At 71.8% G+C, this 26,291-nt stretch carries 21 protein-coding genes; 8 read left to right on the top strand and 13 right to left on the bottom strand.

The window, feature by feature from the left end; genetic code table 11:
• Positions 1-17: 17 nt before the first annotated feature.
• The 4 genes from ACFYXB_RS07925 to ACFYXB_RS07910 form a co-directional block, all read right to left on the bottom strand.
• Positions 18-740, bottom strand: coding sequence for a 3'-5' exonuclease (locus ACFYXB_RS07925; protein ID WP_389578970.1), 723 nt, complete (start codon positions 738-740; stop codon positions 18-20).
• Positions 741-842: 102 nt separating this feature from the next.
• Positions 843-2,081 (bottom strand): SAV2148 family HEPN domain-containing protein, encoded by a 1,239-nt coding sequence (locus ACFYXB_RS07920; protein ID WP_389578968.1) that lies wholly within the window; start codon positions 2,079-2,081, stop codon positions 843-845.
• Positions 2,082-2,184: 103 nt separating this feature from the next.
• On the bottom strand, positions 2,185-3,513 hold the full coding sequence (locus ACFYXB_RS07915; protein ID WP_389578966.1) for a copper amine oxidase: 1,329 nt from the start codon (positions 3,511-3,513) through the stop codon (positions 2,185-2,187).
• Positions 3,514-3,577: 64 nt separating this feature from the next.
• Complete coding sequence (locus ACFYXB_RS07910; RefSeq protein WP_389578963.1) at positions 3,578-4,390, bottom strand: Tat pathway signal sequence domain protein; 813 nt, start codon at positions 4,388-4,390, stop codon at positions 3,578-3,580.
• 196 nt (positions 4,391-4,586) lie between these two features.
• Here ACFYXB_RS07910 and glgX point away from each other — a divergent pair, with 196 nt between their 5' ends.
• From glgX to ACFYXB_RS07895, 3 genes are all read left to right on the top strand, one after another.
• Positions 4,587-6,695 carry a glycogen debranching protein GlgX gene (glgX, locus tag ACFYXB_RS07905; protein ID WP_389579528.1) on the top strand — a complete coding sequence of 703 codons (2,109 nt, stop codon included), beginning with the start codon at positions 4,587-4,589 and terminating at the stop codon, positions 6,693-6,695.
• A gap of 120 nt (positions 6,696-6,815) precedes the next feature.
• Complete coding sequence (gene treY, locus ACFYXB_RS07900) at positions 6,816-9,182, top strand: malto-oligosyltrehalose synthase (RefSeq protein ID WP_389578961.1); 2,367 nt, start codon at positions 6,816-6,818, stop codon at positions 9,180-9,182.
• A gap of 129 nt (positions 9,183-9,311) precedes the next feature.
• Positions 9,312-10,562, top strand: coding sequence for a M14 family zinc carboxypeptidase (locus ACFYXB_RS07895; RefSeq protein ID WP_389578958.1), 1,251 nt, complete (start codon positions 9,312-9,314; stop codon positions 10,560-10,562).
• Between the two features lie 89 nt (positions 10,563-10,651).
• On the opposite strand, the gene ACFYXB_RS07890 is transcribed toward ACFYXB_RS07895, so the two are convergent.
• The 3 genes from ACFYXB_RS07890 to ACFYXB_RS07880 form a co-directional block, all read right to left on the bottom strand.
• Positions 10,652-11,077 carry an SSI family serine proteinase inhibitor gene (locus ACFYXB_RS07890; protein WP_389578956.1) on the bottom strand — a complete coding sequence of 142 codons (426 nt, stop codon included), beginning with the start codon at positions 11,075-11,077 and terminating at the stop codon, positions 10,652-10,654.
• Complete coding sequence (locus tag ACFYXB_RS07885; protein WP_389578953.1) at positions 11,074-12,399, bottom strand: M14 family zinc carboxypeptidase; 1,326 nt, start codon at positions 12,397-12,399, stop codon at positions 11,074-11,076. Before ACFYXB_RS07885 ends, ACFYXB_RS07890 begins: the two co-directional genes overlap by 4 nt.
• A gap of 166 nt (positions 12,400-12,565) precedes the next feature.
• Complete coding sequence (locus tag ACFYXB_RS07880; RefSeq protein WP_351348395.1) at positions 12,566-13,117, bottom strand: DUF1707 and FHA domain-containing protein; 552 nt, start codon at positions 13,115-13,117, stop codon at positions 12,566-12,568.
• Between the two features lie 141 nt (positions 13,118-13,258).
• Between ACFYXB_RS07880 and treZ the strand changes: the two genes are divergently transcribed.
• Positions 13,259-15,004: a malto-oligosyltrehalose trehalohydrolase gene (treZ, locus tag ACFYXB_RS07875; protein ID WP_389578950.1), complete on the top strand. Its 1,746-nt coding sequence runs from the start codon at positions 13,259-13,261 to the stop codon at positions 15,002-15,004.
• Between the two features lie 8 nt (positions 15,005-15,012).
• Here the strand turns inward: treZ and ACFYXB_RS07870 are convergent, their stop codons facing one another.
• The 4 genes from ACFYXB_RS07870 to cyc2 all read right to left on the bottom strand — a co-directional run bounded on the left by ACFYXB_RS07870 (position 15,013) and on the right by cyc2 (position 20,188).
• Entirely contained in the window at positions 15,013-15,957 is a 945-nt protein-coding gene (locus tag ACFYXB_RS07870) for an aminoglycoside phosphotransferase family protein (protein ID WP_389578948.1), read from the bottom strand.
• Between the two features lie 54 nt (positions 15,958-16,011).
• Complete coding sequence (locus ACFYXB_RS07865) at positions 16,012-17,139, bottom strand: aminopeptidase P family protein (protein WP_389578945.1); 1,128 nt, start codon at positions 17,137-17,139, stop codon at positions 16,012-16,014.
• Between the two features lie 217 nt (positions 17,140-17,356).
• Complete coding sequence (locus tag ACFYXB_RS07860) at positions 17,357-17,920, bottom strand: PDZ domain-containing protein (protein ID WP_389578942.1); 564 nt, start codon at positions 17,918-17,920, stop codon at positions 17,357-17,359.
• 81 nt (positions 17,921-18,001) lie between these two features.
• Entirely contained in the window at positions 18,002-20,188 is a 2,187-nt protein-coding gene (gene cyc2, locus ACFYXB_RS07855) for a germacradienol/geosmin synthase Cyc2 (RefSeq protein WP_389578939.1), read from the bottom strand.
• A gap of 351 nt (positions 20,189-20,539) precedes the next feature.
• Here cyc2 and ACFYXB_RS07850 point away from each other — a divergent pair, with 351 nt between their 5' ends.
• Complete coding sequence (locus tag ACFYXB_RS07850; RefSeq protein ID WP_389578936.1) at positions 20,540-21,823, top strand: cytochrome P450; 1,284 nt, start codon at positions 20,540-20,542, stop codon at positions 21,821-21,823.
• Here the strand turns inward: ACFYXB_RS07850 and ACFYXB_RS07845 are convergent.
• Both ACFYXB_RS07845 and ACFYXB_RS07840 read right to left on the bottom strand, forming a co-directional pair.
• Positions 21,795-23,027 carry a damage-control phosphatase ARMT1 family protein gene (locus ACFYXB_RS07845; protein WP_389578933.1) on the bottom strand — a complete coding sequence of 411 codons (1,233 nt, stop codon included), beginning with the start codon at positions 23,025-23,027 and terminating at the stop codon, positions 21,795-21,797. The genes ACFYXB_RS07850 and ACFYXB_RS07845 overlap by 29 nt on opposite strands.
• Positions 23,028-23,049: 22 nt before the next feature.
• The gene (locus ACFYXB_RS07840) at positions 23,050-23,697 is read right to left on the bottom strand and encodes a ScbR family autoregulator-binding transcription factor (protein WP_389578931.1); all 648 of its coding nucleotides are present in this window, start codon (positions 23,695-23,697) and stop codon (positions 23,050-23,052) included.
• A gap of 423 nt (positions 23,698-24,120) precedes the next feature.
• Here ACFYXB_RS07840 and ACFYXB_RS07835 point away from each other — a divergent pair, with 423 nt between their 5' ends.
• From ACFYXB_RS07835 to ACFYXB_RS07825, 3 genes are all read left to right on the top strand, one after another.
• Positions 24,121-25,029 (top strand): lytic polysaccharide monooxygenase, encoded by a 909-nt coding sequence (locus tag ACFYXB_RS07835; protein WP_388503360.1) that lies wholly within the window; start codon positions 24,121-24,123, stop codon positions 25,027-25,029.
• Positions 25,030-25,181: 152 nt separating this feature from the next.
• Complete coding sequence (locus ACFYXB_RS07830) at positions 25,182-25,850, top strand: DUF6230 family protein (protein ID WP_389578927.1); 669 nt, start codon at positions 25,182-25,184, stop codon at positions 25,848-25,850.
• A complete protein-coding gene (locus ACFYXB_RS07825) occupies positions 25,850-26,287 on the top strand; it encodes a DUF6114 domain-containing protein (RefSeq protein WP_389578924.1) in 438 nt (145 codons plus the stop codon). The genes ACFYXB_RS07830 and ACFYXB_RS07825 overlap by 1 nt, the downstream gene beginning before the upstream one ends.
• Positions 26,288-26,291 lie beyond the last annotated feature (4 nt).

Here is a 26,291-nt window from a genome sequence, read left to right as displayed (position 1 = left end):
CGGGTTCGGTTCCCGGTTCAGACCCGTTCGTCCGTCAACTCCCGCAACGGCCACACCCCGTCGACCACCGCGTTCGCGTCGCCCTTGCGGCGCAGGAAGTCCTGGAAGTCCGCCGCCCATTCGGCATACCACTCGATCTGGCGGCGGTGCAGTTCCGCCGGGCCGAGGGCCGCGATCTTGGGGTGGCGGTCGGCTATCGCGCAGGCCAGCCGGGCGGCGGCCAGAGCGTCGGCCGAGGCGTCGTGGGCGGAGAGGAGCGGGACGCCGTACTCGGCGCAGACCGCTTCGAGGTTGCGCTTGCCCTTGCGGTAGCGGTCGACCCAGCGGTCGATGGTGTATGGGTCGACGACCGGGGCGGGGTCGGCGCCGCCGAGCCGGTCGGACAGGGACGGCAGCCCGTGGCGCCGCAGTTCGGCGGAGAGCAGGGTGAGGTCGAAGGCCGCGTTGTAGGCGACGACCGGCACGCCCGTTTTCCAGTACGCCGTGAGGACGTCGGCGAGGGCGTCGGCGACCTGGTCGGCGGGCCGGCCCTCGGCGGTCGCGCGTTCGTTGCTGATGCCGTGCACCGCCACCGCGTCGGCCGGGATCTCCACGCCCGGGTCCGCCAGCCACTCGCGGCTTCCTATGGGCCGTCCGGCCCTGACCTCGATCACGGCCCCCGTGACGATACGCGCCTCGCGCGGATCGGTCCCGGTCGTCTCCAGGTCGAAGCCGATCAGCAGCTCCTGGTGCCAGCCCATGGGCGGCCCCCCTTCTTGGTGGTGCTTTCCCCCAGTGGTCTCCACGATCGCATGCGCCACTGACAATCCGACGGGCGCGTTCCGCTTGCGCTCAAGGACAATTCAGGACACTGGCCGCGAATCGGCCCAAGCCAGCTCGAACTCGTCGCGGTAGGTCGGGAAGAGCCCGGGTTCCACCACGTCGTCCGACTTGAGCACACGGTTTCCGTTGCGCAGCACCAGCACCGGTGACTCCATCCCCCGCGCCCCGCGCAGATAGGACTGCACCACGGCGACGCCGTCGGCCCCGTCGCCGTCCACGAGGTACGCCGTGAAGCGGGGCGTCTCGTCGTAGACCTGGATCTCGAAGGCGCCCGGATCGCGCAGCCGGGAGCGCACCCGGCGCATGTGCAAGATGCTCATCTCGACGGACCGGCTCAGTTCGCCGCGTTTCATCCCGAGTTCGCGCTCGCGGCGCTTGACCGCGCTGGAGGCCGGGTTGAGGAAGAGGAGCCGTACCCGGCAGCCGGACTCGGCCAGCCGCACCATGCGCCGTCCGGAGAAGTTCTGCACGAGCAGGTTGAGGCCGATGCCGATCGCGTCCAGCCGGCGGGCGCCGCCGAAGATGTCCTCGGCGGGGAACTGGCGCAGCAGCCGCACCCGGTCGGGGTGCACCGCGACCACGTCGGCGTACCGGTCGCCGACCAGGTCCTCGACCGCGTCGACGGGCAGCCGGCGCGCGGACGGCACGTCGCCGCCCGAGCCGAGCATCTCGAGGAGGCGGGCCGAGGCCCGCTCGGCCTGGGCCAGGACGGCCTCGGACAGGGCGCGGTTGCGGGAGACGACGTTGCGCGTCACCTCCAGCTCGTCCAGGGCGAGTTCTACGTCGCGACGCTCGTCGAGGTACGGCTCGAAGCACGGCCAGTGCTGCACCATCAGCTCGCGCAACTGAGGCAGGGTGAGGAAGCTGAGGACGTTGTCGTCGGCAGGGTCGAGCAGATAGCCCTTGCGGCGGCTGACCTCGCGCACGGCGACCGCGCGCTGCACCCACTCCTGTCCGGCGGGTCCGGCAGCCGCGACCGCCCAGTCGTCGCCGTGGACGGGTTCGTAGATGGGGCGCAGAACGGCGGCCACGACCGCGCGCAGCCGCTGTTCGACGAGGTTCAGCCAGATGTAGGCCCGGCCGGCCCGCTGTGCGCGGGTACGCACCTCGAGCCAGGCCTCGGCGCCCCAGTCCAGTTCCGGCCCGATGGCGCCGGCGTCCATCGGCCGCGCCAGGGACACCGCGCCGGGCGGGACCTCCGTGGAGTTCCCCTCGTGACCCTCGTCACCAGGGGGCAGCTCCAGCCCTCCCGAGCCCACCCGTGCACCGCCTTCCGCTCCCCCGAGCTCTCGCCGTCTCAACGATCAAGGAAGGGTACTCCGGTACCGGTCGGCGGTGCAGCCGGATGGGCAGGGTCGTTGCTCAACTTCCGCCTTCCACATGACCGTTCTGATCGGCGAGCGCGGCCGGCGTGAGCGGATTCATAGCGGTCACGTCGCGCGGGGCGACGGAGAAACCCTGCCAGTGGACCGGCATGGGCTGCTGGTCCTCGTCCCGGGCGATGTGGTGGAAACCGACGTTGACCCAGACCACCGGGTGGGTGAGGGTCTGTCTGTTCACCCACTTGTCGAGGGTCTTGGGGTGACCGCCCGCACAGCCCGGGTTGTTGCTCGCGAACAGCTCGCACTTGTCGTACTCGGTGAAGTACACGTCGTGCTTCGTGAATCCGTGGCCCGGGTACTTGTTGGTGGCGCCCTGGACGATCTCGTACGAGCGGGCGTGGCCGTCCTTGTTCTTCCCGGCCGTGCTGACGACCCGCCACCAGCGCATGTTCCTTGCGTCACCGGCGAGTTCGTTGGTGACCTTGGTGCTGGTGGTCTTGTTCGTCGGCGCTTCCTGACCGCGCGCCGGCGCACTGACCTGTGAGTCGTACTGCTCGACGCGGCCCTTGGCGGAGCCGTCCAGGTCGAAGTCCAGCCGCCAGAAGACGTTGTGGCTGTGGCTGGTCGCGTAGGCGGTGGCGCCCTTGCCGATCGGCCAGCCGCGGCCGTCACCGGCGTCGTAGTCGACGGGCGAGAGGCTGCCGGTGGCGCCGACGTTCATGTTGATCGTGCCGTCGTCCTGGAACCGCCACTCGGTCATGTACTCGTACCAGCCCACCTTGTTGACGGTGTAGACGAGCAGGTCCTTGCCCTGCTGCTGGTACACCTTGTTGCCGGTGTCGGCCTGCATGCGGTACGCGTGTCCACGCGAACGGGTGGTGGTGCACAGGCCGTTGACATTTGGGTGCCTCGGGTCCCAGGCCTCGGGCACCTTGACCGTCTTGATGGTGCCGCCGGGGCATTCGCCCGAGGCCAGGTTCACCAGGCCCTGGGCGAAGCCGAATCCCGTGAGGTCGTCGTACTCGACGCTTCCGTCGTCGTACGGCACGTCGATCTGGCCGAGCCTGGCACTGGCGAGGACCTTGATCGGGGCGGCCTCGCCCTTGGGCTGGTAGGAGATGTCCTCCAGGACGAGCCCGGCCTTGCTGTCGTAGTGCCAGCACATCCGCCAGGTGGTGCCGGTGGAGAGCTTCTGCTCGATGCGGTATGCCGCGCTGCAGTGCGGTGCCTCCGCGGAGGACGACGTGGAGGTCGCTGACGGCTGGGCGACGGCCGGTCCCGCCCCGGCGGCCGCGCCCGCGGCCAGCGCGGCCACGGACACGCCCACGGCGGCCCGCCTGCGGGCACGGTTGATCGTGTTCACACGCATGACGAAATGACTCCTCGTGCAGGAGATGCAAGTTGCGAGTTGGAAAAGCGAACCGAGGCCTGGCTCAGCGGCGGAGCGCGACGACCTTGCGGGCGCTCAGGTCGATCACCAGCGAGCGGGCGTCGATCCACGGCCCGTTCGCGACCTTCGGGAACAGCCGCACGCAGCGGTGCTCTCCGCACGCGTCCAGCGCGGCGGGCTGGGCGCCCGGCGTCGCCCGGTAGACCGCGCTGTTGAGCAGCAGTTGGTCGGGCGAGGTGAGCGGCTGCCCGGTGGCGTCCTCGAAGTCGGCCTTCAGGCCCACGCCGAGCTTGTCGGCGATCAGCAGCTTCGCCGCCTCGACGTTCTCGTCGTGGCTCAGCGGCGGCTGCGCGCCGTGCCGGGTCGTCGTCCGCTCGACCTTCCCCGTGCCGAGGTTCACGGTCCGGGTGACGAGGGTGTCGTCGCGGTAGTCGTAGAACGTCAGGTCCGCGCGGCGCGGCGCGTCCGGGTCGTCCACCTCGTCCGCGTCCGGTTCGGCGAGGTCGACGCCGATGCGCTGCGGGCCGCGCCCGCCCTCGACGTTCTCGCTCGCGTGGAACAACTGTGCGCTCACCGCGAGCTTCTCGACCCGCGCCAGCTCGTCGTCGGTGAGCGGGTCACGGCCCCTGCCCTTGTCGCCCTCGGCCGGGGCCTTTTCGACGACGCCCGGCCCGACCGCGCCCTGTCCCTGGCCGGGCCGCTGAGCGGCCTGCGTACCGCCGCCCCTGGGTCCTCCCGTTTCGTCAGCCCCTGCCGTGCCCGGCAGGGTGATTCCGACCATCACGGCGGTACCGGCCACCGCGAGGGCCGCACCGGCCACTATCTTTCCCAGATGGCGGTGCACTAGCTCACGCACATCTTCCCCCTACTCCCCCTGTGTCCCCGGGAGTACGTTTTTGTCCCACTGGTTCGGCATACGGCGTCACATGCGCCTCTGTATGCACTGGTCGCACGCTAAGAGGGGCGTGAGCCGGAGGGGGTTCCGTCACTTTCGGGCAGACTCGGGGCCAAGGCGCCCCCAGCGGCGGGGCACACCTGGAAGAGTCGTGTCCATGCAGGTCTGGCCTGGAGAGGCATATCCGCTCGGCGCCACCTACGACGGCGCCGGCACCAACTTCGCGGTCTTCACCGAGGCCGCGGACCGAGTAGAGCTGTGTCTGCTGCACGACGACGGCTCGGAGACGGCGGTGGAACTGCGGGAGAGCGACGCGTTCGTGCGGCATGCGTACGTGCCGGGCGTGATGCCCGGGCAGCGCTACGGGTTCCGGGCGCACGGCCCGTACGACCCCGGCCGCGGGCTGCGCTGCAACTCGGCGAAGCTGCTCCTCGACCCGTACGCGAAGGCGGTCAGCGGGTCGGTGCGCTGGGGCGAGGAGGTCTACGGCTATCACTTCGACGCGCCCGACGAGCGCAACGACCTCGACTCGGCGCCGCACACCATGTCGTCGGTCGTGATCAACCCGTACTTCGACTGGGGCGACGACCGCCGCCCGCGCACCGAGTACCACCACACGGTGATCTACGAGGCCCATGTGAAGGGCCTGACGATGCGCCACCCGGGCCTGCCGGACGAGCTGCGCGGCACCTACGCGGCGCTCGCGCACCCGGCACTCATCGAGCACCTCACCGGCCTCGGCGTCACGGCCCTGGAGCTGATGCCGGTGCACCAGTTCGTGACCGACCACCGCCTGGTCGACATGGGTCTGAACAACTACTGGGGCTACAACACGATCGGCTTCTTCGCCCCGCACAACGCGTACGCCTCCTGGGGCGACCGCGGCCAGCAGGTCCTGGAGTTCAAGTCGGCGGTCCGGGCGCTGCACGAGGCCGGCATCGAGGTCATCCTCGACGTGGTCTACAACCACACCGCCGAGGGCAACCATCTGGGCCCGACGCTGTCCTTCCGGGGCCTCGACAACCCGTCATACTACCGCCTGGCGGACGACCCCCGCTACTACACGGACACCACCGGCACCGGGAACTCGCTGCTCATGCGGTCCCCGCACGTGCTCCAGCTGATCATGGACTCGCTGCGCTACTGGGTCACCGAGATGCACGTCGACGGCTTCCGCTTCGACCTCGCGGCGACCCTGGCCCGGCAGTTCCACGAGGTGGACCGGCTGTCGTCGTTCTTCGACCTGGTGCAGCAGGACCCGGTGGTCTCCCAGGTGAAGCTGATCGCCGAGCCGTGGGACGTCGGCGAGGGCGGCTACCAGGTGGGCAACTTCCCGCCGCTGTGGACCGAGTGGAACGGCAAGTACCGCGACACCGTACGGGACCTGTGGCGCGGCGAGCCGCGCGCGGTCGGGGAGTTCGCGTCCCGGCTGACCGGCTCCTCCGACCTCTACCAGGACGACGGGCGGCGCCCGCTGGCCTCGATCAACTTCGTGACGTGCCACGACGGGTTCACCCTGCGCGACCTGGTGTCGTACAACCAGAAGCACAACAGCGCCAACGGCGAGGACAACCGGGACGGCGAGAGTCACAATCGCTCGTGGAACTGCGGCGTGGAGGGCGACACCGACGACCCTGGTGTACGGGAGCTTCGGGCCCGTCAGATGCGGAACTTCGTGGCGACGCTGATGCTGTCCCAGGGCGTGCCGATGATCAGCCACGGGGACGAGTTCGCGCGCAGCCAGGGCGGCAACAACAACGCGTACTGCCAGGACAACGAGGTGTCCTGGGTGGACTGGCCCGGCGACGACGGCGAGTTGCTCGCGTTCACGCGCGCGATGGTGTGGCTGCGCAAGGACCACCCGGTCTTCCGCAGGCGGCGCTTCTTCCACGGCCGTCCGGTGGAGGGCACCCACGACGACCTGTCCGACATCGCCTGGTTCACCCCCGAGGGCCGGGAGATGACCCAGCGCGACTGGGACTCGGCGCAGGCGTCGGCGCTGACGGTGTTCCTCAACGGCAACGCGATCTCGGAGCCCGGCCCGCGCGGGGAGCACATCGCCGACGACTCGTTCCTGCTGATGTTCAACGCCTCCCCGAAACCCCTCGACTTCGTCGTGCCGGTCAATCACGGCCGGCAGTGGCAGGTCGTGGTCGACACGGCCCGCGCCGACGGGGTGCCGCCCGGCACGGGTCCGAAGGTGCAGGCCGGTGAACGGCTCGCCCTGGTGGACCGGAGCCTGACCGTGCTGCAACGGCCCACGTAGGGGCACGCGCGCGTGGGCCCTCTGCGTGACCCTGGAGAATCACTCGTACGGCCGGTGCGGCCGGACCCGCGCGCGGGATGCGGTGACACGAAGGGCGGCGGGATGGGTACGTAGGTCTGCATGACAAGTGAGCGACCCGACCCCGTGGTGCCGACGGCCACCTACCGGCTGCAGCTGCAGCCCGCGTTCCCGTTCGCGGCCGCCGCGGCCGCCGTGCCGTACCTGGCCTCGCTCGGCGTCTCGCATCTGCACCTGTCACCCGTCCTGGAGGCCGTCCCCGGCTCCGCGCACGGCTACGACGTGGTGGACCACGCGCGCGTGCGCGCCGAGCTGGGCGGGGAGGAGGGGCTGCGTGCGCTGGCGGGCACCGCGCGGGAGCACGGGCTCGGCCTGGTGGTGGACATCGTGCCCAACCACATGGCGATGGCCCCGCGCCACAACCGCGCCCTGTGGGAGGTGCTGCGGGAGGGCCCGAAGTCGCCGTACGCGCGATGGTTCGACATCGACTGGGAGGCCCAGGGCGGGCAACTGCTGCTCCCGGTGCTCGGCGGCCCGCTCGGCACGGTGGTCGCAGACCTGGTGGTCGACGGCGACGTGCTGCGGTACCACGACCATGTCTTCCCGCTCCGCGAGGGCACCGGGGAGCTGCCGTTGCCGCGGCTCCTGGACGCGCAGTGGTACCGGCCGGTGTGGTGGCGGCTGGCCCGTACGGAGCTCAACTACCGGCGTTTCTTCAGCATCTCCGAGCTGATCGGGGTGCGCGTGGAGGACCCGGAGGTGTTCGAGGCCACACACGCCAAGATCCTCCAGCTGCTGCACGAGGGCGTGGTCGACGGGCTGCGCGTCGACCATCCGGACGGCCTCGCCGACCCCGACGGCTACCTCCGCAGGCTGCACGAGGCGACCGGCGGACGCTGGACCGTGGTGGAGAAGATCCTGGCCGACGGTGAACACCTCCCGGCGTCCTGGCCCGTCGCGGGCACCACCGGCTACGACGCGCTCCGGCACGTGGACGGCCTGCTCACGGACCCGGCGGGCGCCGGTGAACTCCTCGGGCAGTACCGCAGGTTCGCGGCCCCGCAGACGGACCGGGGCGGCGACTGGGCGGCCACGGTGCGGCGGGCCGCGTACAAGGTGCTCACGCACGAACTCGCCGCCGAGACGGACCGGCTGACCCGGGTGGCGAGCCGCCTGTGCGCCACCTCTGAGGACCCGTCGCTGCGCGACCGCGCACCCTGGGCGCTGCGCTCCGCCCTCCAGGAGCTGCTGGTACGGCTGCGCGTGTACCGGCCGTACGGCAGCGCCGACATGGCGTCCGTGGTCACCGAGGAGGCCGCTGCAGAGGCCCGGCTCGCCTTCGTCGTGCCCGAGGAGGGCGGGGCGGTCGACGTCGTACGGCGCCTGCTGCTCGAGCCTGTCGGGGAGGCATCGGACGTGGCGGAGTTCCGGGCGCGGTTCGCGCAGACCTCGTCGGCGTTGCGGGCCAAGTCCGTGGAGGACACGGCGTTCTACCGCTATGTCCCGCTCCTGTCGGCGACCGAGGTGGGCGGCGATCCCGGCCGCCCGGCCGTGTCCCCGGAGGAATTCCACGCGTACTGCGCGCGCGTGCAGCGCGACTGGCCGGTCACCGGGACGGTGGTGTCCACGCACGACACCAAGCGCAGCGCCGATGTGCGCGCGGCGCTGGCCGTGCTGACCGAGTGCCCCGAGCGCTGGGCGGACGTGCTCGCCGAGGTCACCGGCGACGGCGAGGGCGTGCCGGACGCGCAACTGGCGTGGGCGGCCTGGCAGACGGTGTTCGGGCTGGGCCCGGCGGACGCGGAGCGCGTCCAGGGTGCCCTGCTCAAGCAGGTGCGCGAGGCGGGCCTGTACACGAGCTGGACGGAGCAGGAGCCGCCGTACGAGGAGGCGGTGGCGGCGTTCGTCGCGGCCGGCCCGTGCGGGCCCCCTGGCGCCCACATGGCCGCCTTCCGAGCCTCCCTGGCAGCCCACATCCGAGCGAACGTCCTGAGCACGGCCCTCGTCCACCTGACGATGCCCGGCGTACCGGACCTGTACCAGGGCACGGAGGACGAGTACCTGGCGCTCGTGGACCCCGACAACAGGCGGGCTGTGCGGTTTCCCTCCGGGGAGCTGCCTGAACTCGGGGAGAAGGCTGCGGTGACAGTGGCGGCGTTGCGGTTGCGTGCGCGGCGGCCGGACGTCTTCGGGGACACGGCGACGTACGCACCGCTGGCGGCGGAGGGACCGGCCGAAGCGCACTGTGTGGCGTTCGCGCGCTCCGGTGAGGTGATCACGGCCGTGACGCGGCTGTCGCTGCGGCTGACGGCGGCGGGCGGCTGGGGCGACACGCGGTTGCCGCTGCCACCGGGGCGGTGGGTGGATCTGCTCACGCCGGGGCGGGAGTTCACGGGGCACGCGCGCGTGGCGGATCTCTTCGGACCGCTGCCGGTGGCACTGCTGGAGCGGGCCGGGGAGGCGGACTGAGGTGTGCCGCTCGCCGCGGCGGAGCCGAATGCATCCGGGCGCCCCCTGGAGCCTCCTCGGTCCTCTCCTTGACAGTTCACCTATGTCGTGCGGCACTGGGGGTGGCGAAGACGGGCGGACAAGTCGGGGGTGAGTCTCCTGCCGGAGCTGCGTTACCCCAGTGTTCCCGAACTGGTGGCATTCTCCCGGGCGTTGGCCGCTGGCTGGCCGGGTCTGTGCACGCTGCGGCAAGTGGGGGTCTCCCGCGAGGGCAGACCTCTCCAACTGCTGTCGGTCGGTCATGCGCGGCGCTCGGTGCTGGTGGTCGCGGGCGCCCATGCCAACGAGCCGACGGGAGGTTCCACGCTCCTCGTACTCGCGGAACGCATCGTGCAGGAGCGCGAGTTAAGGGACGACACGTCCTGGCACTTCCTGCTGTGCGCGGACCCGGACGGCGCGAGCCTGCATGTGACCCCGGCGCCGCGCAGCCTGCTCGACTACCACCTCGGCTTCTACCGGCCCGCCGGACCGGAGCAGCCGGAGTGGTCTCCCTCCGTGCTGCCGCCCGACCGGCTGCCGCCCGAGACCCGCGCCCTGACCGGAGTCATCGACGAACTGCGCCCCTACCTCCAGGTGACCCTGCACGGGACCGACCTGGGCGGCAGCTGGGTGCAGTTGACGAAGGACGTGCCGGGCCTGGCCGAGCCGTTCGCCAAGTCCGCAGCGGAGCTGCACATCCCGGTGGAGACGGGAGCCTCGGACGCCGCGGGCTGGCCCGCCTCGGGACCCGGTGTGCGCGTGATGCCGGGCCCGGAGTCGGGGCTGGCCTACCCGAGCATGCCGGACGACGCACGGCACAGCACCTGGTACCACGCGCACCGCTACGGCGGCCTCACGGCGGTGGTGGAGGTGCCGATGTGGGCCAGCGACCTGGTGGACGATCCGGCGCCGCATCCGGCCCCTGCGGCGGCGATGCGCCGGCTGGCCCTGCGGCTGCGGCGGGACGCCATGGAGGTGGAGCGGGTGCTCGACGAGGCGCTGCCCCGGCTGCACGGTCCCGAGGGGCCACTGCTGCGGGCCGCCAAGTGGGCACTGGAGCTGATCCCGGGCCTGGCCGCCGACTGGGTCGAGACGCCGCCGGTCGACACGACCATGGCGTACGTCGGCAGCGTGGACGCCTTCGGGCGCCGGCTGCCGCTGCGGGCGGCGGCGATGCTGCTGCGGGTGCTCCAGGAGGCCGACGACAGTGCCGCGCCCCGGCTCGAACAGCTCGTCACGGCCTGGTGCGAGGCCTTCGCGATACGGTTCCGGGCGCGCTGGGTGCCATTGAAGGACCAGGTCGAGCACCAGTCCCGGACGGTGCTCGCGGCGGCGCTGCACGCGCGCGATCGGGCGGCCTGAGCCAAGAGACCAGGAGCACGCGCGCGTGGGACGTGATCGGCCGGCACGACCGCGCTCCACGCACGCGTGCCCCTGCGCAAGGACTCCGCTCAGCTGTCCAGCGCGAAGACCGACCCCGTCCGGGCGGCCAGGACGCAGCTGTTGGAGAACGTCTTCCGGTACTCCACAGGCCGTCCGTGCCACTGCCCGCGCGCGTGGGCGGTCACCGGGGCGTAGATCATGGGGCAAAGAGCGCCCTCCTTCGGCGGGATGCCGCCGATGTCGCCGTCCGCCGCCTCCAGTTCGGCGCAGGCCTCCGCCGCGTGCGTGCGGCCCTGGGTCAGGTCGCACAGCAGCAGGGCGCCACGCGTGTCGCTGGAGCGGGCGTCGCCCCGGGTGACGGTGAGGTAGAGCCAGTCGCCATGGAGCTTTCCGGCCGGTGCCGCCGAGGCTGCCTGGGCGGGGCCGAGGGCCAGGAGCGCGGCCGCCGTGAGCAGTGCGCCCCGTACGGCTGTCGCCGTGGTGGTGTTCGTCATTCCCGGTGCATCGGCACGGCGGCCTCGGTACCCCACCCCGACTCACCCGAACGGGATCGCACGCGCGCGTGCCTGCGAGCCAGTTCGAACGCGCCGAGCACCACGCGCGCCTGGTACTCGGCCTGACGCGCGACCGGGATCCAGCGCGCCCCGCAGCCGTCGCGGTAGTCCGCGCACCACGCGTCGATGAGTCGGTCCAGGTCCGGCAGGACGCCGGCGGGGTCCTGGCCGGTGCCGCGCACGAGCCGCTGCAACAGTCCGGCCGTGCGCAGGGCGAGCCGGCGTCCGGCGATGCGCAGGGCGGTCAGGTGGGCGGTGTTGAGCGCGGGGAGGGGCCGGGCCCGGCCGTCGTCGGTGTCGGGGTCCCACGCGTCGGCGAGGCCGGGGCAGACCAGTAAGTAGTCGTCGACCGGGGCGAGCAGGCTGGCCGCGTCCGGCGCCTCGGCGAGCTGGGGCCGGATCCGGGCGAGGATGCTGTCCAGAAGCCGTGTGTCGTGGCGCAGCGCCCCGCTGACGGCCCGCAGGGTGGCGTCCCGGTCCGTGGGCGGTGAGCCGTCCTCCACGGCCGTCACGCCCCACATGGGGGCCTCGACGACCGCGGTGACCGTGCCGTGCCGGTGCGGGTGGAACCAGGTCGACTCGACCGCCGCCTCGGTGATGGCGGCGGCCAGATCGCCCCGGCGCGGTGGCGGGATCCGGTAGACGGCGGGGCCGACGGTGGGCCAGTACAGGGTGTCGTACGCGCCGAGTTCGCGGGGGATGCCGAGGCGGGCGGCGGTGCGCCGGACGCGCTGGGCGAGGCCCGGCAGGTCGCGGGTCAGCTCGACGAAGCCGCCGCCGACGTCGACGCCGTGCAGCGAGCACTGGAGGAAAGGCCGCAGTTCGTCCTGGAGGGCGAGCAGGGTGAGGGTCTCCGGCAGTGCGGCAGCGGCCGCGCCGTCGGGCAGCCACTCGGGCTGCTCCCGGAAGCCGGGCCGGAAGAAGTTCCGGAAGTAGTGGCCCAGGGTGTAAGGGCCGGACAGCCAGCCCTCGTTGCGGCGCGAGCCGTCGGGGTCGAGGCACAGCAGCAGGTGCCAGGAGGCGTCGGCGTGCACGGTGAGCCGGGGTTCGGCCAGGAGGCGTTCGGCGAGGTGGACGACGGTGGCGCCGCCCACCGGTTCGTTGGCGTGCGGCCCGGCGACGACGAGGACGTTGCGGCTGCCGTGACCGATCGAAAGCAGCCACAGGGGCGTGCCCGCACGGGAGGTACCGACGCTGCGCAGCCGGGCGTCCCCGGGCCGGCGCGCGACGAGCGCGGCCGCGTGGGCGCGCAGCTCGTCCACGGTCGGATAGCGGAGGAGCGGCAGGGCACACCTCCACAAAACGATGCTGCCGATTCACCTGGCGTGCATGGCGTACGCACAGTCAGTCACGACTTCAGGGGTACGTCAACACCGCGGTGTCCCACAGGTTTTCGGCCATCGACAGTGGTGAGCGAGGACGGCGGATTCAGTCGGCCGAGAGCCGGAAGGCCACCCGTCCGAAGCTGACCTGGTCGCCCTCGCGGACGACGGCGGCACCGATGACCCGGCGGCCGTTGACGGTGGTGCCGTTGGTCGAGCCGAGGTCCCTGAGCACCCACATCCCGCCCTGCCGGGTGAGTTCGGCGTGCACCCGCGAGACCGTCTCATGGGTGAGGCGCAGCCCGTTGACGGGATCGCGCCCGATACGCAGCGGCGGTCCGCCCACCGGACGCGGCAGCAGCAACTTGGGCAGCCGCTCGGCCTGCCAGGCCCTGCGCAGCCGTACGGGAAACCCGGACATCGCCTCGACGGCCCCGAACAGCGCCCGCGAGATGCGGCTTTCACGCGGCAGATCGGCGGTGAGCGCGGCGAGTTCGTCCACGCGACGCGCGGCGAGCACGAGCTCCATGCGCCGCACGAACGTGTCATGCGACAAGCGTCCCTTGACGACACCGTCCCGAAGCATTTCGAGCGCCTTGTCGCGCTCCGCATCGGACAAACGCGCGGGGTACGTGGGGAACTCGAAGGACGACGTCACGCTCGTGATTGTCGGGCAGTGAACCCCGGGTGTCCAGGAAACGTGGAAACGGTCCGCGTGCGCGTACTCGCAGCGGAAAGATCTCCGTCACGGCACGATGGACCTGCTACATCACGGTGAGCAGACGAAGGGGAACCGTCCGTGCAGTTCGAGGTGTGGGCACCGCAGGCAGACCGTGTGACGCTCCGGTGCGAGGGCGTCACACGCGCGTTGGAGCGCGATCCGGAGCGGGCCGGGTGGTGGTCGGGGGAGGCGGAGGCGAGCGACGGCGTGCGGTACGGGTTCGCGCTGGACGACGGTCCGGTGCTGCCGGATCCGCGCTCGCGCCGCCAGCCGGACGGCCCCGACGGGCAGAGCGCGGTCGTGGACCATGGCCAGTACGCGTGGCGTGCCGCGTGGCCGGGGCGCGCGCTACCGGGGGCGGTGCTGTACGAGCTGCACGTGGGGACGTACACCCCCGAGGGCACCCTGGACGCGGCGGCCGGGCGCCTTGAGCACCTGGTCGAACTGGGCGTCACGCACGTGGAGTTGATGCCCGTGTGTCCCTTCCCGGGCCGGAACGGCTGGGGGTACGAGGGGGTCTCGCTGTGGGCGGTGCACGAGCCGTACGGCGGACCCGAGGCGCTGAAACGGTTCGTCGACCGGGCGCACGAGCTCGGCCTGGGTGTGGTGTTGGACGTGGTGCACAACCACCTGGGCCCGTCCGGGAATTACCTGCCCGCGTTCGGGCCGTACTTCACCGAGACGCACCACACGCCCTGGGGCGCGGCCATCAACCTGGACGCGCCCGGCTCGGACGAGGTGCGCGCGTTTCTGGTGGGCAGCGCGCTGGCGTGGCTGCGCGACTACCGGATCGACGGGCTGCGCCTCGACGCGGTGCACGCGCTGCGCGACACGCGCGCGTGCCACTTCCTGGAGGAGCTCTCGGCGGCCGTGGACGCGCTCGCCGACGAGCTGGACCGGCCGCTGTTCCTGATCGCCGAGTCGGATCTCAACGACCCGCGGATCATCACCCCGCGCGCGGAGCACGGGCTGGGGCTGGACGCGCAGTGGAACGACGACTTCCACCATGCGATGCACGCCGCGCTGACCGGCGAGTCCCAGGGCTACTACGCCGACTTCGCACGCGATCCGTTCGCGGCCCTCGCCAAGACGCTGACCGGCGGCTTCTTCCACGACGGCACGTACTCGGGCTTCCGGGGCCGAAGCCACGGCCGCCCGCTGAACCGCTCCGAGGTGGCCGCGCACCGGCTGCTCGGCTATGCCCAGAACCACGACCAGGTCGGCAACCGCGCCCAGGGCGACCGCCTTTCGGCCACCCTGTCCCCCGGTCTCCTCGCCTGCGCGGCCACCCTCACGCTCACCGCGCCCTTCACGCCGATGCTGTTCATGGGCGAGGAGTGGGCGGCGGGCACCCCTTGGCAGTTCGTCACCGACCATACCGATCCCGAGCTCGCTCAGGCCGTACGGCAAGGCAGGCGGCGGGAGTTCGCGGCGCACGGCTGGGCGGAGGAGGACGTGCCCGACCCGCAGGACCCGGCGACGCGCGAGCGGTCCTGCCTCGACTGGTCGGAGCCGGACCGTGAGCCCCACGCGCGCGTGCTGGCCTGGTACCGACGGCTCATCGCGCTGCGCAAGGAGCAGCCCGACCTGACCGATCCCGATCTCGCCGACACCAAGGTGGCGTACGACGAGGAGGCCCGCTGGCTCGCCTTCCGGCGCGGGGACGTCCGGGTAGCCGTCAACCTCGGCAAGGAACCGGCGGCGATCCCCCTGGGCACCCGCCGGGCCCGGGTGCTGGCCGCGTGGGAGCCGGTCGAGACCCCCGGCCCGGACGGCCTGCTGCACGTGCCGGGCGAATCGTGCGTGGTGCTGACGCAGGAGTGACGAAGGCCCTAGGGCTCCTCGTCCGCCGGCGCGTCCCGGAACTCGGTGGTCCGCTCCAGCAGGATCGTCTCCCAGGCGCGCGCCAGCTGGGTCCGTAGCAGCGGCAGGGGGCCGGTGTCGCGGCCGTCGAGTTGGTCCTTGAGGCGCAGGACGGTGTCGCAGCGGGCGAGCCACAGGCCGCGCAGGCAGGGGCGGACGCCGTAGCCGGCGAGGGTGGCGGCGCGCACGGCGGCGCCGGAGCCGACGGCTAGGGCGAGTCCGGCGATGTCCTCGGCCGGGTCGGCGACGGCCGCGTCGGTCCAGTCGAGGACGCCGCGCACCCGGCCGTCGGCGCTCACCACGAGGTGCTCGCCCTTGAGGTCGTGGTGGACCAGCACCGCGGTGCCGGGCTGCGCGGCGAGCTGGGCCGCGCCGGGCGACGTGAGCCGGCGGAGCCGGGCGAGGTCGAACTCGTCGGCCGCGCCGAGGCGTTTACCGGCGTGCACGGCCATGCGGCGCAGCGCCTCCAGGGACCGCGGCCGCGTGCGCGGCACACCGAGCGGCTCGGTCTGCCGTACGGACACCTCGCGCAGGCCCGTGAGCAGTCCCGCGAGGTCTGCCTCGCCGACGGCCGACACGTCGTGCTCCTCCGCCGTGCCGCCGGGCAGCAGGATGTCGAGGGTGTAGGTCAGGCCCGGCGCCCACTCGCCGTGTGCCACGCTCGTCGGGACGGCGACGGGCAGGTGCGGGCGTACGACTTCGCGCAGGCGCAGTTCGCGGAGCTGGCGGACGGCGGCCTCGCGGTCGGGGGCGAGGCGCAGCACATGGCGGGTGCCGACCCACCAGGTGGAGTGGCCGACGCCCTCCGCGACCGGGCGCACGTCGGGGCCCGTGGTGCCGTCCGCCCCGTCCTTGAGCAGCGTGCGGACGATGCGGCGGACGGTGTCCGCGGTGGGGGTCGGTGCCTGGGTCATCTGTCGCGCCATAGCCGTTCGGGGGTGCGTCGAGGTGGTAGGTCTCGGGGGTTGTCAGTCCACTATCACCATCTCGCGGGTGGTGTTGTTGAGGCGACGCCCGCTGTCCTCGGTCACTGTGACGATGTCCTCGATGCGCACCCCGAAGCGGCCGGGCAGATAGATGCCGGGCTCCACGGAGAAGCACATCCCGGGCACGAGGGGCTGTTCCTCGCCCTCGATCATGTACGGCGGCTCGTGCGTGGTGACGCCGATGCCGTGGCCGGTGCGGTGGATGAAGTACTCGCCGTACCCGGCGTCGGCGATCACCGCGCGGGCGGCGCGGTCGACGTCCTGGCAGGCGGCTCCGGGCCGTACCGCCCGGAATCCGGCCTCCTGGGCGGCGCGCACGATGTCGTGGACCCGGCGCTCCTCGTCGGTCGGCTCGCCGACGTGCACGGTGCGGGTGGTGTCGGAGCCGTAGCCGTCCTTGAGCCCGCCGAAGTCGAGGACGACCATGTCGCCGCGCTGGATGACGCGGTCGCCGACCTCATGGTGCGGGTTGGCGCCGTTGGGTCCCGAGCCGACGATGGTGAAGTCGACCTGGGAGTGCCCGAACCGGCGCAGCAGGTCGGCGAGGTCGTGGCCGACGTCTGACTCGCGCCTGCCTGCGAAGGCAACCTTCCGGATCTCCTCGAACGTGGCGTCCGCGGCGGCCCCCGCGGCGGCCAGGAGTTCCAGTTCCGCCGTGTCCTTCACGGCCCGCAGCATGGGCAGGGCGTCGGTGAGGGCGGCGTAGGAGGTGCCGGGCAGCGCCTTCTGGAGGCCGAGCAGATGCAGGGCCCAGGTGTTGTCGCTGATGCCGAACCGGCCGTCGGCGGCGAGGAGGGCGCCGGTGAGGGCGTAGGGGTCCTTGCCGTCGGTCCAGTCGCGCAGGGTCAGGGCGGGCGCGCCGGTGGCCTGCTCCGCGTCCGGGGCCTCCAGCGTGGGGACGACGAGCACCGGGTCGTGTCCGGCGGTGAGGACGAGGAGGGTGAGCCGTTCGGTGACGGCGGTGGGCGCGTAGCCGGTGAGCCACACCAGGTCGGGGCCGGGGGCCACGAGCAGCCCCGCGAGACCGGCGTCGGCGGCGGCGCGCGCGGCGCGGTCCATACGGGCCCGGTAGTCGTCGGCGGTGAAGGGCGCGGGCGCGGGGCCGGTCATCCGGGCCTCCCAGGGCGGGTGCGGGTCAGGGGACTACGGGCAGCATCCTGCCCGGACCGGGAGGGCTGCGCGAGCCGATTGGGAGGTCGTGCCGTCGAGACCGCGGCGGTCCGATGCGTCAAGCCTGCTGAACCATTAGCCCTAATGGTTGAGCGCTCGGGCCACGAAGCGCGACGTGCGGGTGCACGGCCGGCTGTCGGAGCTGCCGGACGGGGGGTTACGTCACGACCCCGGGTACGGCGGTCAACTGCTCGTAGCCGCCGCTCTGGTGACGCACCGTCAGGGTGACCTCCCGGCCCGGGGTGGCGTGAGCGACGGCTCGTGCGAGGTCGGCGGCCGATTCGATGCGGGTCGACCCGAACTGCAGGAGCACGTCTCCGCGGACGAGGCCCGCCGTGTAACCCGGGCCGGGCAGGTGGACGCCGACGAGCAGCGCGCCCGTCTTCTCGGCGTCCACGGCCTCCACGCCGAGGGTCGCGCCGGCCGGGTCGGGCGTGGGACTCGGGACGGCCGAGGGTTTGACGGGAGCGGGTGGGTGCGCGGGCGGCAGCTGCCGCTGCAGTTCGGCGAGTCTGCTCATGCCGATCACCGTGGCGCCGACCGTACCGATCCCGACGCCGGACAGGACCAGGACCGTACCCACCACGACGCCGAACAGCACGGCCCTGAGCCGCCGTCCGCGTCGCCGGGCGGCGTGCGGACGCCGGACGGGGCCTGCCGTGCCACCGTCCCGCCGCTTCTGACCGGGCATCGGTTTGGGCCGCAACACTGTCTGTTCCATGGCTCGCCTCCGCTGGTGATCTACCCGGCGCACGCGGGCGCGACGAGCCACGAACGAGTGAGACTGAAACGGGGCCGGGCGTCATCCGACCGGGAGCGCGGGTGGCCGGTCCGGCAGGAAGCCGTGGGCCCGGCGCGCGAGGTGGGGAGCCTTGTAGCGGTCCACGGACCTGTGCCAGTTCAGAATTCCGGACATCCAGTTCCGCAGGTCGGCCACATAGGCCTCCACGGCCACGCGCCCCTCGGCCGACAGCGCGAAGTCGTCGTACACGACCGGGAGTTCATGGGCCACGACATGCTCGAAATGCTGCAGACGCTGTGTCATCAGATCGTGTACGACACCGAGCGCGGTCGGGTAGTCGACGCCGAAGAAGTTCTGCACGACGAGGACGGCGTTGTGGATCTCGCCCTCGTACTCGATCTCCTTCTGGTAGGAGAACACGTCGTTGAGCAGGCAGGCGTAGTCGATGGCCGCGTTCTCCAAGGAGCGCACGGGGCCGCTGTCGTAGACCTGCTGGGGGATCGCGGGGCCGTGGCCCATGCGGCACAGGCTCAGCGTGAGGTCGGAGCCGAACGTGGCGCGGCGCATCTCCAGATAGTCGACCGGGTCGGGGACGCGGTTCTGGAGCTGGTTGGACAGCTCCCACAGCCAGCTCGCCGTCATCGTGTCGACCGTCCGCTTCACGGCGGCCTGTTGGCCGGGGGTCATCTCGGCCGTTGTACGCGCCCACAGGTCGAGCAGTCCGCGTTCCATTCCGGTGGCCGGGACGGGCAGTGGCTCCCCGGCGAGCGGCATGCACGCCGACAAGCGGGCGGTGGCCGCCTTCGCGCCGGCCAGGTCGCGGCGGTGGCCGAACACGAGCGGGTAGTAGTCGTCGGCGTACGTCCCCCAGGCGAGCCACTGGGAGCTGAGATCGAGGGCCTCGGTGGTGGCATCCGGGTCCAGGCCGGCCGCGCACAGCGGAAGGTCGTTGGCGGCGAGCTTGTCCTCGTCCCAGACACCCTCCTCGAGGATGCCCATGCGGTGCGCCCAGTCGGGCAGGCGCTCGCGGGCGCCGTCCAGGTGCGGGGAGAGCTCCAGCGGGAAGGGCATGTGGAAGTCGGGCAGCAGGGACGGGCCCACCTTCTGGAACGGCACGTGCGCGTAGGCCCTCAGCCTCCCCCACTGCCCGAACGGCGTGGGAGGTGCCCCCATCACCGCCGCAGACGCGAGCAGCGCGCGCACGTCCGCCGCCGACGTGCCGGGGCCGGTCAGTCCGTGCCACGGGGAGTCGGAGACGGCGCCCTCGTTCATGTACCGGCTGGAGCGCAGATGCCATTCGTGGCCGCCCGACTGCCAGTCCTGCAGGCCCTTCGTGTAGGCCGCCACCGCGGCGACCTGGTCCGGCGTGAGGCCCTTCTCGAGGGCCAGTGCGGGCACTTCGGTGAGCGCGGTGTGCTCGAACTGGTGGAGGCGTGAGGTGAGGATGTCGTTGACGGTGTCGGCGGCCTCCTGGGTGGTGCAGCCGAAGAAGGTCTCCAGGACGAGCACGCCGTTGCTGTTCTCGCCCTCGTCCTCCACCTCCCGTTGGTAGGAGAACAGGTCGTTGCGCAGATGCACGGCGTCCGAGAACGTCTCCATGAGCACCCTGAGCGGCCTCGACTCCGCCACGGCGGTGGGCACTTCGGCGGTCGCGTACTCGATGAGCCCGGCCGACCAGGGGGCGCCGCCCACCTTGCGGCGCATCTCGATGTACTCGACGGGGTTGGCGATCCGCCCTTCGTTGATGTTGGACAGCTCCCACAGGGACTCATTGAGCAGATGCTCGGTGGCCACGGCGAAGCGCCCGCGCCAGTCGTCGGACATCGTGGGCACCGTGCGCGCCCACAGGTCGGCGAGGCCCGCCTCGACCGGGTTCTGCGGCTCGGGGACGGGCGTGGCGAGGTCGAGCGGCATGAACAGCGGCAGCCGGTCGAGGTGGGCCTTGCCGGCGGCCCGGTCCTGGGTGCGCTTGTACATGTCCAGGAAGTGGTCGTCGAAGAAGAACACCCAGACGTACCAGTCGGTGATCAGGGAGAGCGCGGGTCCGTCGCAGTCGGGGTGGGTGTATGCGCACAGCAGTCCGTAGTCGTGCGCCTCGAGGTCGGCCCGGTCCCAGATCCCGGACCCCTCCAGCATGCCCATCTCACGCGCCCACGCGGTGGAGTGGGCGCGCGCCTCGTCGAGATGCGGGTTCAACCGCGCGGGGTACGGCATGTAGAAGTGCGGGAGTTCGAACGGCTGCGTCATGGCCCGGTCCTGCCCGTGCCCCTCAACTGCCATCCACGGCATGGCACATGATCACACCTTCGCGTGAACATCGCCCTGCCGGCGCTGCCGCGCGACCGGCAGGGCGTCGGCGCGTCCGGCGGCCACAGCAGGGCCGCCGCGAGGTCCGCGTCCGCCCGCCGCCCCGGCTTCTCCCGCACGCTCTCGGCCGAGGCACCGCCGCCGCCCAGCCGCACCGGCCGGCACGTGGCCGCTCGCGAAGACGTGGTCGAGCCAGAGTTCCCTCGGGCTTTCCTTCAACACCGCGCGGGCGGTCGGCACGCTCGGTCCGTGCCCTTGCCGAGCCCCCTCCGGCGGGTCACGGTGGTGCACATGAGCTACCTGTCGCGCCCTGAGGCGGTTCCCGGTGTCCCCGGTGTTCCCGATGTCTTCGATCCGCGCCGGTATGCCGTCGGGGTGCCTTACGCCGACTACCGCGTCCTGCGCGACCACCACCCGGTGACCTGGCAGGACGAGTCCGAGGTGCTGGGCTGGCCGGCCGGGCCGGGGTTCTGGGCGGTGACGCGGCACGCGGACGTGGTGCGGGTGCTGAAGGACTCGGGGACGTACTCCTCGTACGTCGGCGCGACGCAGATCCGCGATCCGGACCCGGCGGACCTGCCGTTCATACAGCGAATGATGCTCAACCAGGACCCGCCGGGACACGGCAGGCTGCGGCGGCTGGTGAGCCGGGCCTTCACGCCGGGGCGCGTGGACCGGTTCGCGGGGGTCGCGCGGGAGCGGGCCCGCGCGCTGTTCGCGGACGCCCTGGAGACGGCCCGCGAGGGAGACGGCACGGTCGACGTGGTCGGCGCCGTCACCGACGAGTACGCGCTGCTCAACCTGGCCGACCTGCTGGGTGTCCCGGAAGGCGACCGGCGGCTGCTGCTGCACTGGACGCAGCGGGTGATCGGCTACCAGGACCCGGACGAGGCCGCTCCCCCGGTACTGGACGCTGCGGGCAAGCCGGTGAATCCGCGGTCGCCCGCCATGCTGCGGGACATGTTCGCGTACGCCCAGGAACTGGCCGCGCACAAGCGGCGCCACCCGGCGGACGACGTGCTGACCACGCTCGCGCACGACGCCGAACTCACCGGCCCCGAACTGGAGATGTTCTTCTTCCTGCTGACCGTCGCGGGCAACGACACGGTGCGCAGCGCCGCCCCGGGCGGTCTGCTGGCGCTGGCCGGGCACCCGGAGGCGTACCAGCTGCTGCGCGACGCAAAGGTGGAACTCTCCACCGCCACCGATGAGTTGCTGCGCTGGCATCCGCCCGTGCTGACCTTCCGGCGCACCGCCGCGCAGGACACCGAACTGGCCGGGCGGCGGATCCGCGCGGGTGACAAGGTGGTCGTCTTCCACGCCTCGGCCAACCGCGACGAGCGGGTCTTCGCGGACCCCGATCGGCTGGACCTGTCGCGTACGCCGAACCCGCACGTGTCCTTCGGGGACGGTCCGCACGTCTGCCTGGGCGCCCACTTCGCCCGGCTCCAGCTGCGGCTGCTGTACGAGGAGGCGCTGCGGGTGCTGCCCGCTCCGAGGCTCGCCGGGCCCGCCGAGCGGCTCGTGTCGAACTTCATCAATGGCCTCAAGTCGCTTCCGCTACAGCTGGCTTGACGGCCCACAGCTGGCTTGACGGCCGTGCCTGGATCAGCGCGTGGGTGCCCGAGGTACGCCACCGCGCCCCCTCCGCGGCGTCCAGCGCGGCCTCGGTGGCCGCGTCCAGCCCGGTGATCACGTCGGACTTCAGCGTGCGCAGGGCGGCGACGGGGCCCGGGAAGTAGGCGGTGACGTCCCGGAAGGGAGTGGTCGGCGGCCACAGCCGGTCGCCCACCAGGCGCCGGTAGTTGAGGTCGCCCTTGAAGATGGTCAGCGTGCCGGAGGCGAACTCGGCACGGAGGTCGTCGGGCATGTCCGAGTACGGCAGCGGGGCCGCCGAGAAGGGGTGCGCGCGCACGGTGAGGCGGCCGTCGGCCAGTGCCTCCCACAGGTGCCGACCGTACACGGCCGCCGCGCCCGGTGCCGAGGTGAGCCGGCGCACGGCGTCGACCACGTCGGCGGTCGTCGCGTCGGAGACGTAGTAGGGGTACGGCTTGATGTGCAGCACGGCCCGCCCGACGCGCCCCTCGGCGAGGAGGTGGGCGAGCAGGAGCAGGTCGGGGATGAGTTCACGGCCCGCGTTGTCCGCGACGAGGTAGAGGGTGCCCGTGCCGGAGGGCGGGAGCAGGGACCACAGGGTCTCGCTGTCGTCGGCGACCAGGGCGGGGACCTGGGAAGGCGCCGCCTCGTCCGTCTCGGCGCCGGCGGAGAGCCGGAAGCCGAGGTCGGCGCGGTTGCCCCAGAGCGAGCCGTGCAGCAGGGCCCGCGCCCGCTCAGGTGCCGGGCGGTCCTCCAGGGCGTCGAGGGCGGCGAGTTCCTCGTCCGTCTCCTTGGCGTCGAGTTCGGCGAGTTTGAAGCGGCGGAAGGGGTCGATGCCCTGCCAGGCGCCGGGGCCGAACCAGCCGACGGCATCGAGGAGCCGGCGGTAGAAGTAGCTCTCGGACCAGAGCCAGGGCGCGTCGAACCAGGAGCGGCCGACGTGGGCGTCCGCGCCCCAGTCCCGCCACCGCGCGCGGTCGGGCGCGGTCGCGGGGAGCGGTTCGATCACGCCGTGGAGGCAGCTCTCGAGGAGCGCGTCGAGCGCGCAGTGCTGCTCGGGGCCGTACGGGAAGGTGTCCCGCACCTGCCCGATGATCGCCGGGTGCCGCTGCGCCAGCACGCTGTGGGGGAACGAGCCGGGTTCGTTGCCGAGGATCACGGACGCGGTGGGGAGATCCGACATGTGCGTCACCGTACCGCGCGGGTCAGACGGTTCTGATCTCCCGCTCCAGTTGCGTGGCGAGCGTGAGATAGCGGGCGCGGCGGGGCACCGGCACCAGGCCGCGAATCATCAGATGCCACATCTCGGCGATCCTCCGGGGCAGCCGGGAGACGGGTTCGAGGGAGCGGCCCGTGACCCGGGTGCCGACGAAGAAACAGACCAGGGAGTGGGCCACGGCGTCCACATCCAGGTCGGAGTGGACGTCGGACTCCTTGACGGCGCCCAGGAGTTTGCGGGTCGTGATCTCCAGCCACTCGGTGAACGGGTGCTTGAGCGGCGCCCGTACGGCGACATCCGCGGTGGCCAGCCGGAGTCCGGCCCGCTGGATCGGGCCCTCGACCGCGAGCCGGGCGATCCCGAACGTGGTGCGCATCAGGGCTTCGAGGGAGGAGCAGCCGCGGCCGTCCACCTCGCTCGCCAACTGCCGCGCGGCCCTCGACTGGAGCTCCATGATGGCGTGCGCCAGGTCCTCCTTGGCGGCGAAGTGGAAGTACAGGGCCCCCTTGGTGACATGGGCGTGTTCGACGATGTCACTCAGGCTGGTGGACTCATAGCCATGACGGTCGAACAGGTCAGCGGCGGCTGTGATGATCGTTGCGCGGGTCTGCTCGGCGCGTAACTGCCTCGCCATCGGCTGAACACTCCTTGCGGTGAAACGAACGGGTCGTGCCGTTTGTTCTCTACCCCTCGCACACGATAGCTCACCGTGCGGCAGCGGGACCCCGGTGTGCGGACCTGGTGGACGACACGTGCAACTCGTGTGTGGACGGCCGCGCCCGTCCTGGGAGTTCGGTAAACGGACGAAGTCAAAACACGGCCCTCCCTCGGCTCTCTCCCGCATCCGGAGGTATCGGCGGGTGGCGGACCGCCGCATCGGTGATCGCCACGATACGAGGGGGACGGTCGGTTCTCAATGGGCCCTCGACAGGTCGTCAAAACGGACGGTCCGGTCGGTGCGTGCCTCACTGCCCCGGGCGTCGGTGAACAGGGCGGGCGCGTTTCGCGTACTGCACGGGAGCAGTCCGTTCCCGCGCCGGCCGAGGAGACGTCCCGGATGACTCGGATCACCCCACACCTCAGGGTCACGGGGGCCGCCGTCGCGGCCTGCGCCCTGCTGTCCCTCTGGGCGGCCGGGCCCGCCCTGGCGCACGGCGCGCCGACGGACCCGGTCAGCCGGGTGTACGCCTGCTCCCCCGGCGGCGGGAGTTCGTCGACGGCCGCCTGCCGGGCGGCGATCGCCGCGAACGGCGGGCCCTTCACGGCGTGGGACAACCTGCGGGTTGCGGGAGTCGGCGGACGGGACCGGCAGCTGATCCCGGACGGCAGGCTGTGCAGCGGGGGCCTGCCCGGCTACAAGGGCCTCGACCTCGCCCGTACGGACTGGCCGGCGACGCGGCTGACCCCGGGCGGCCGGCTGACGCTGACGTACGCCTCGACGATCGCCCACGAGGGTACGTTCGAGCTGTACTTGACCGAGCCGGGCTACGACCCCGCAAAGCCGCTGAAGTGGTCCGACCTGCCCGCGCGACCGTTCGCCACGGCCCAGGACCCTGCCCTGACGAACGGGGCGTACCACATCGGCGCGACGCTGCCGGCGGACCGTACGGGACACCATGTCCTGTATACGATCTGGCGGAACAGCAGTACGCCGGACACGTATTACTCGTGCTCCGATGTGGTGTTTCCGGCCGCGGCGAAGACCTCCGCGCCGGCGAAGTCGTCGGCTCCCGCGAAGAGCGCGACAAAGGAACACGCCACTCCCGCCCCGGCTCCCTCGAAGAGCGCGGCCGAGCCGTCGTCCGCCGTGCCGCGCGCCGAGGCCACCGGTGTCGACAGCACACCGGTGGCCTCGGACGCGGACGCCGGTTCGGGTCCGTCCGCGCCGCTGATGGCGGGCGGCGCCGCTGCGGTGCTGGTGCTCACCGGGGGCGCCGCCCTCGCCCTGCGTCTGCGTCAGCGGTGAACGCCGGGCGTACGGGGATCAGTTGACGTCGACGGCTACGCCACCCAGGGTCGCGTCGACGACGGGGCCGTACTTCGCGGTGAGGTACGCGGTGGAGAAGCAGAGCGCGGAGCCGGACGCCTTCGAGAGCGCCTGTTGGTGAAGGTCATGCTGTGGTCGGAGTTGTCGGTCGTGCCGGTCACGCTCGCCGCCGTGTAGACGCAGCTGACGTTGCCCAGAATGGTCTTCAGGCTGATCGTGGCCTGGATGTTGAAGAGGGTGACCGCGCCGGCCGAGGTGACCGTGGCGCTGTACGGCAGGTTGTTGACCGTGATGCCGTTGACACCGGTGACGCCGGTGACGCCATCTCGGGGATGCCCTTCACGGTCACCGCGACCGAGCTCAACGGCACCGGTTTCGAGCAGTTCGGCGGGCTCGACAACATGGCGGACGGCAGCCCCAATGCGGGTGACACCGGCGGGCAGGTGCTGATCGTCACCTCGGCGATCAAGGACGCGACGCTGACGAAGCTGTGCCAGAGCGTCGACCTGGGCGGTACCAACCTGCTGATCACCGCGGGCACCGGCAGCCAGAAGGTGGAGGCGCACGATCTCACCACCGACTCCACCGAACTGACGGGCGACGCCGCGTTCGACAACATCGAGATCGGCAACGACGCCAGCACGCTCGACAAGGCCGGGGTGCAGGGGCCGATCGGCGTGTTCAGCCAGCAGGCCGACACCGTACGCATCGCGAATCTGCGGCAGACCAACTATGCGACGACGGCAGGGGTGTTCAAGCTCCCCGGCCTGAAACTCCGCTTCAGCGAGTCGGGTTGCTGATGCCGGTCCGATCCGGACAGGAAGCGCGGCCCGCCTTCCGGCGCTGGCGGGCGCGCCGCCCGTTCTGGGGCGGGCTGCTGCTCGCCCTGGGCGGGGCGGAGATCCTTCTCACCGAGAAGGTGTCGATGAAAGTCGTGATGCACATCGGCATGCAGGGCCTGGCGGGCTATCTGCTCCCGGTCGTGATGCTGCTGTGCGGCCTGCTCACCCTCTTCAACCCGGCCCAGCGCCTCTTCTACTCGATCATCGGCGTCCTGGTCACCCTGGGCACCTGGATCACCTCCAACCTCGGCGGCTTCTTCATCGGCCTGCTGCTGGGCCTCGTGGGCAGCTGCCTGACATTCGGCTGGCTGCCGGACCAGGAACCACGAACAAGCCGCCGAGGGCGCCGTAAGGAGACCCGAGCGACCGCACTCCACAGCGACCCGACGAACTGACCAC

The sequence above is a fragment of the Streptomyces sp. NPDC002619 genome (genome assembly GCF_042889305.1).
In the GTDB taxonomy this organism is placed as follows: Bacteria; Actinomycetota; Actinomycetes; order Streptomycetales; family Streptomycetaceae; genus Streptomyces.
Note: the sequence above shows the minus strand (reverse complement) of the source record. Positions and strands in the feature narration are given on the sequence as shown.

Bases quoted from the DNA above. Each gene is read 5' to 3' on its own strand.
- ACFYXB_RS07925 (WP_389578970.1), bottom strand. From the start codon at position 740: ATGGGCTGGCACCAGGAGCTGCTGATCGGCTTCGACCTGGAGACGACC.
- ACFYXB_RS07915 (WP_389578966.1), bottom strand. From the start codon at position 3,513: ATGCGTGTGAACACGATCAACCGTGCCCGCAGGCGGGCCGCCGTGGGC.
- glgX (WP_389579528.1), top strand. From the start codon at position 4,587: ATGCAGGTCTGGCCTGGAGAGGCATATCCGCTCGGCGCCACCTACGAC.
- treY (WP_389578961.1), top strand. From the start codon at position 6,816: ATGACAAGTGAGCGACCCGACCCCGTGGTGCCGACGGCCACCTACCGG.
- ACFYXB_RS07890 (WP_389578956.1), bottom strand. From the start codon at position 11,077: ATGACGAACACCACCACGGCGACAGCCGTACGGGGCGCACTGCTCACG.
- ACFYXB_RS07870 (WP_389578948.1), bottom strand. From the start codon at position 15,957: ATGACCCAGGCACCGACCCCCACCGCGGACACCGTCCGCCGCATCGTC.
- ACFYXB_RS07865 (WP_389578945.1), bottom strand. From the start codon at position 17,139: ATGACCGGCCCCGCGCCCGCGCCCTTCACCGCCGACGACTACCGGGCC.
- ACFYXB_RS07860 (WP_389578942.1), bottom strand. From the start codon at position 17,920: ATGGAACAGACAGTGTTGCGGCCCAAACCGATGCCCGGTCAGAAGCGG.
- cyc2 (WP_389578939.1), bottom strand. From the start codon at position 20,188: ATGACGCAGCCGTTCGAACTCCCGCACTTCTACATGCCGTACCCCGCG.
- ACFYXB_RS07850 (WP_389578936.1), top strand. From the start codon at position 20,540: ATGAGCTACCTGTCGCGCCCTGAGGCGGTTCCCGGTGTCCCCGGTGTT.
- ACFYXB_RS07845 (WP_389578933.1), bottom strand. From the start codon at position 23,027: ATGTCGGATCTCCCCACCGCGTCCGTGATCCTCGGCAACGAACCCGGC.
- ACFYXB_RS07840 (WP_389578931.1), bottom strand. From the start codon at position 23,697: ATGGCGAGGCAGTTACGCGCCGAGCAGACCCGCGCAACGATCATCACA.
- ACFYXB_RS07835 (WP_388503360.1), top strand. From the start codon at position 24,121: ATGACTCGGATCACCCCACACCTCAGGGTCACGGGGGCCGCCGTCGCG.
- ACFYXB_RS07825 (WP_389578924.1), top strand. From the start codon at position 25,850: ATGCCGGTCCGATCCGGACAGGAAGCGCGGCCCGCCTTCCGGCGCTGG.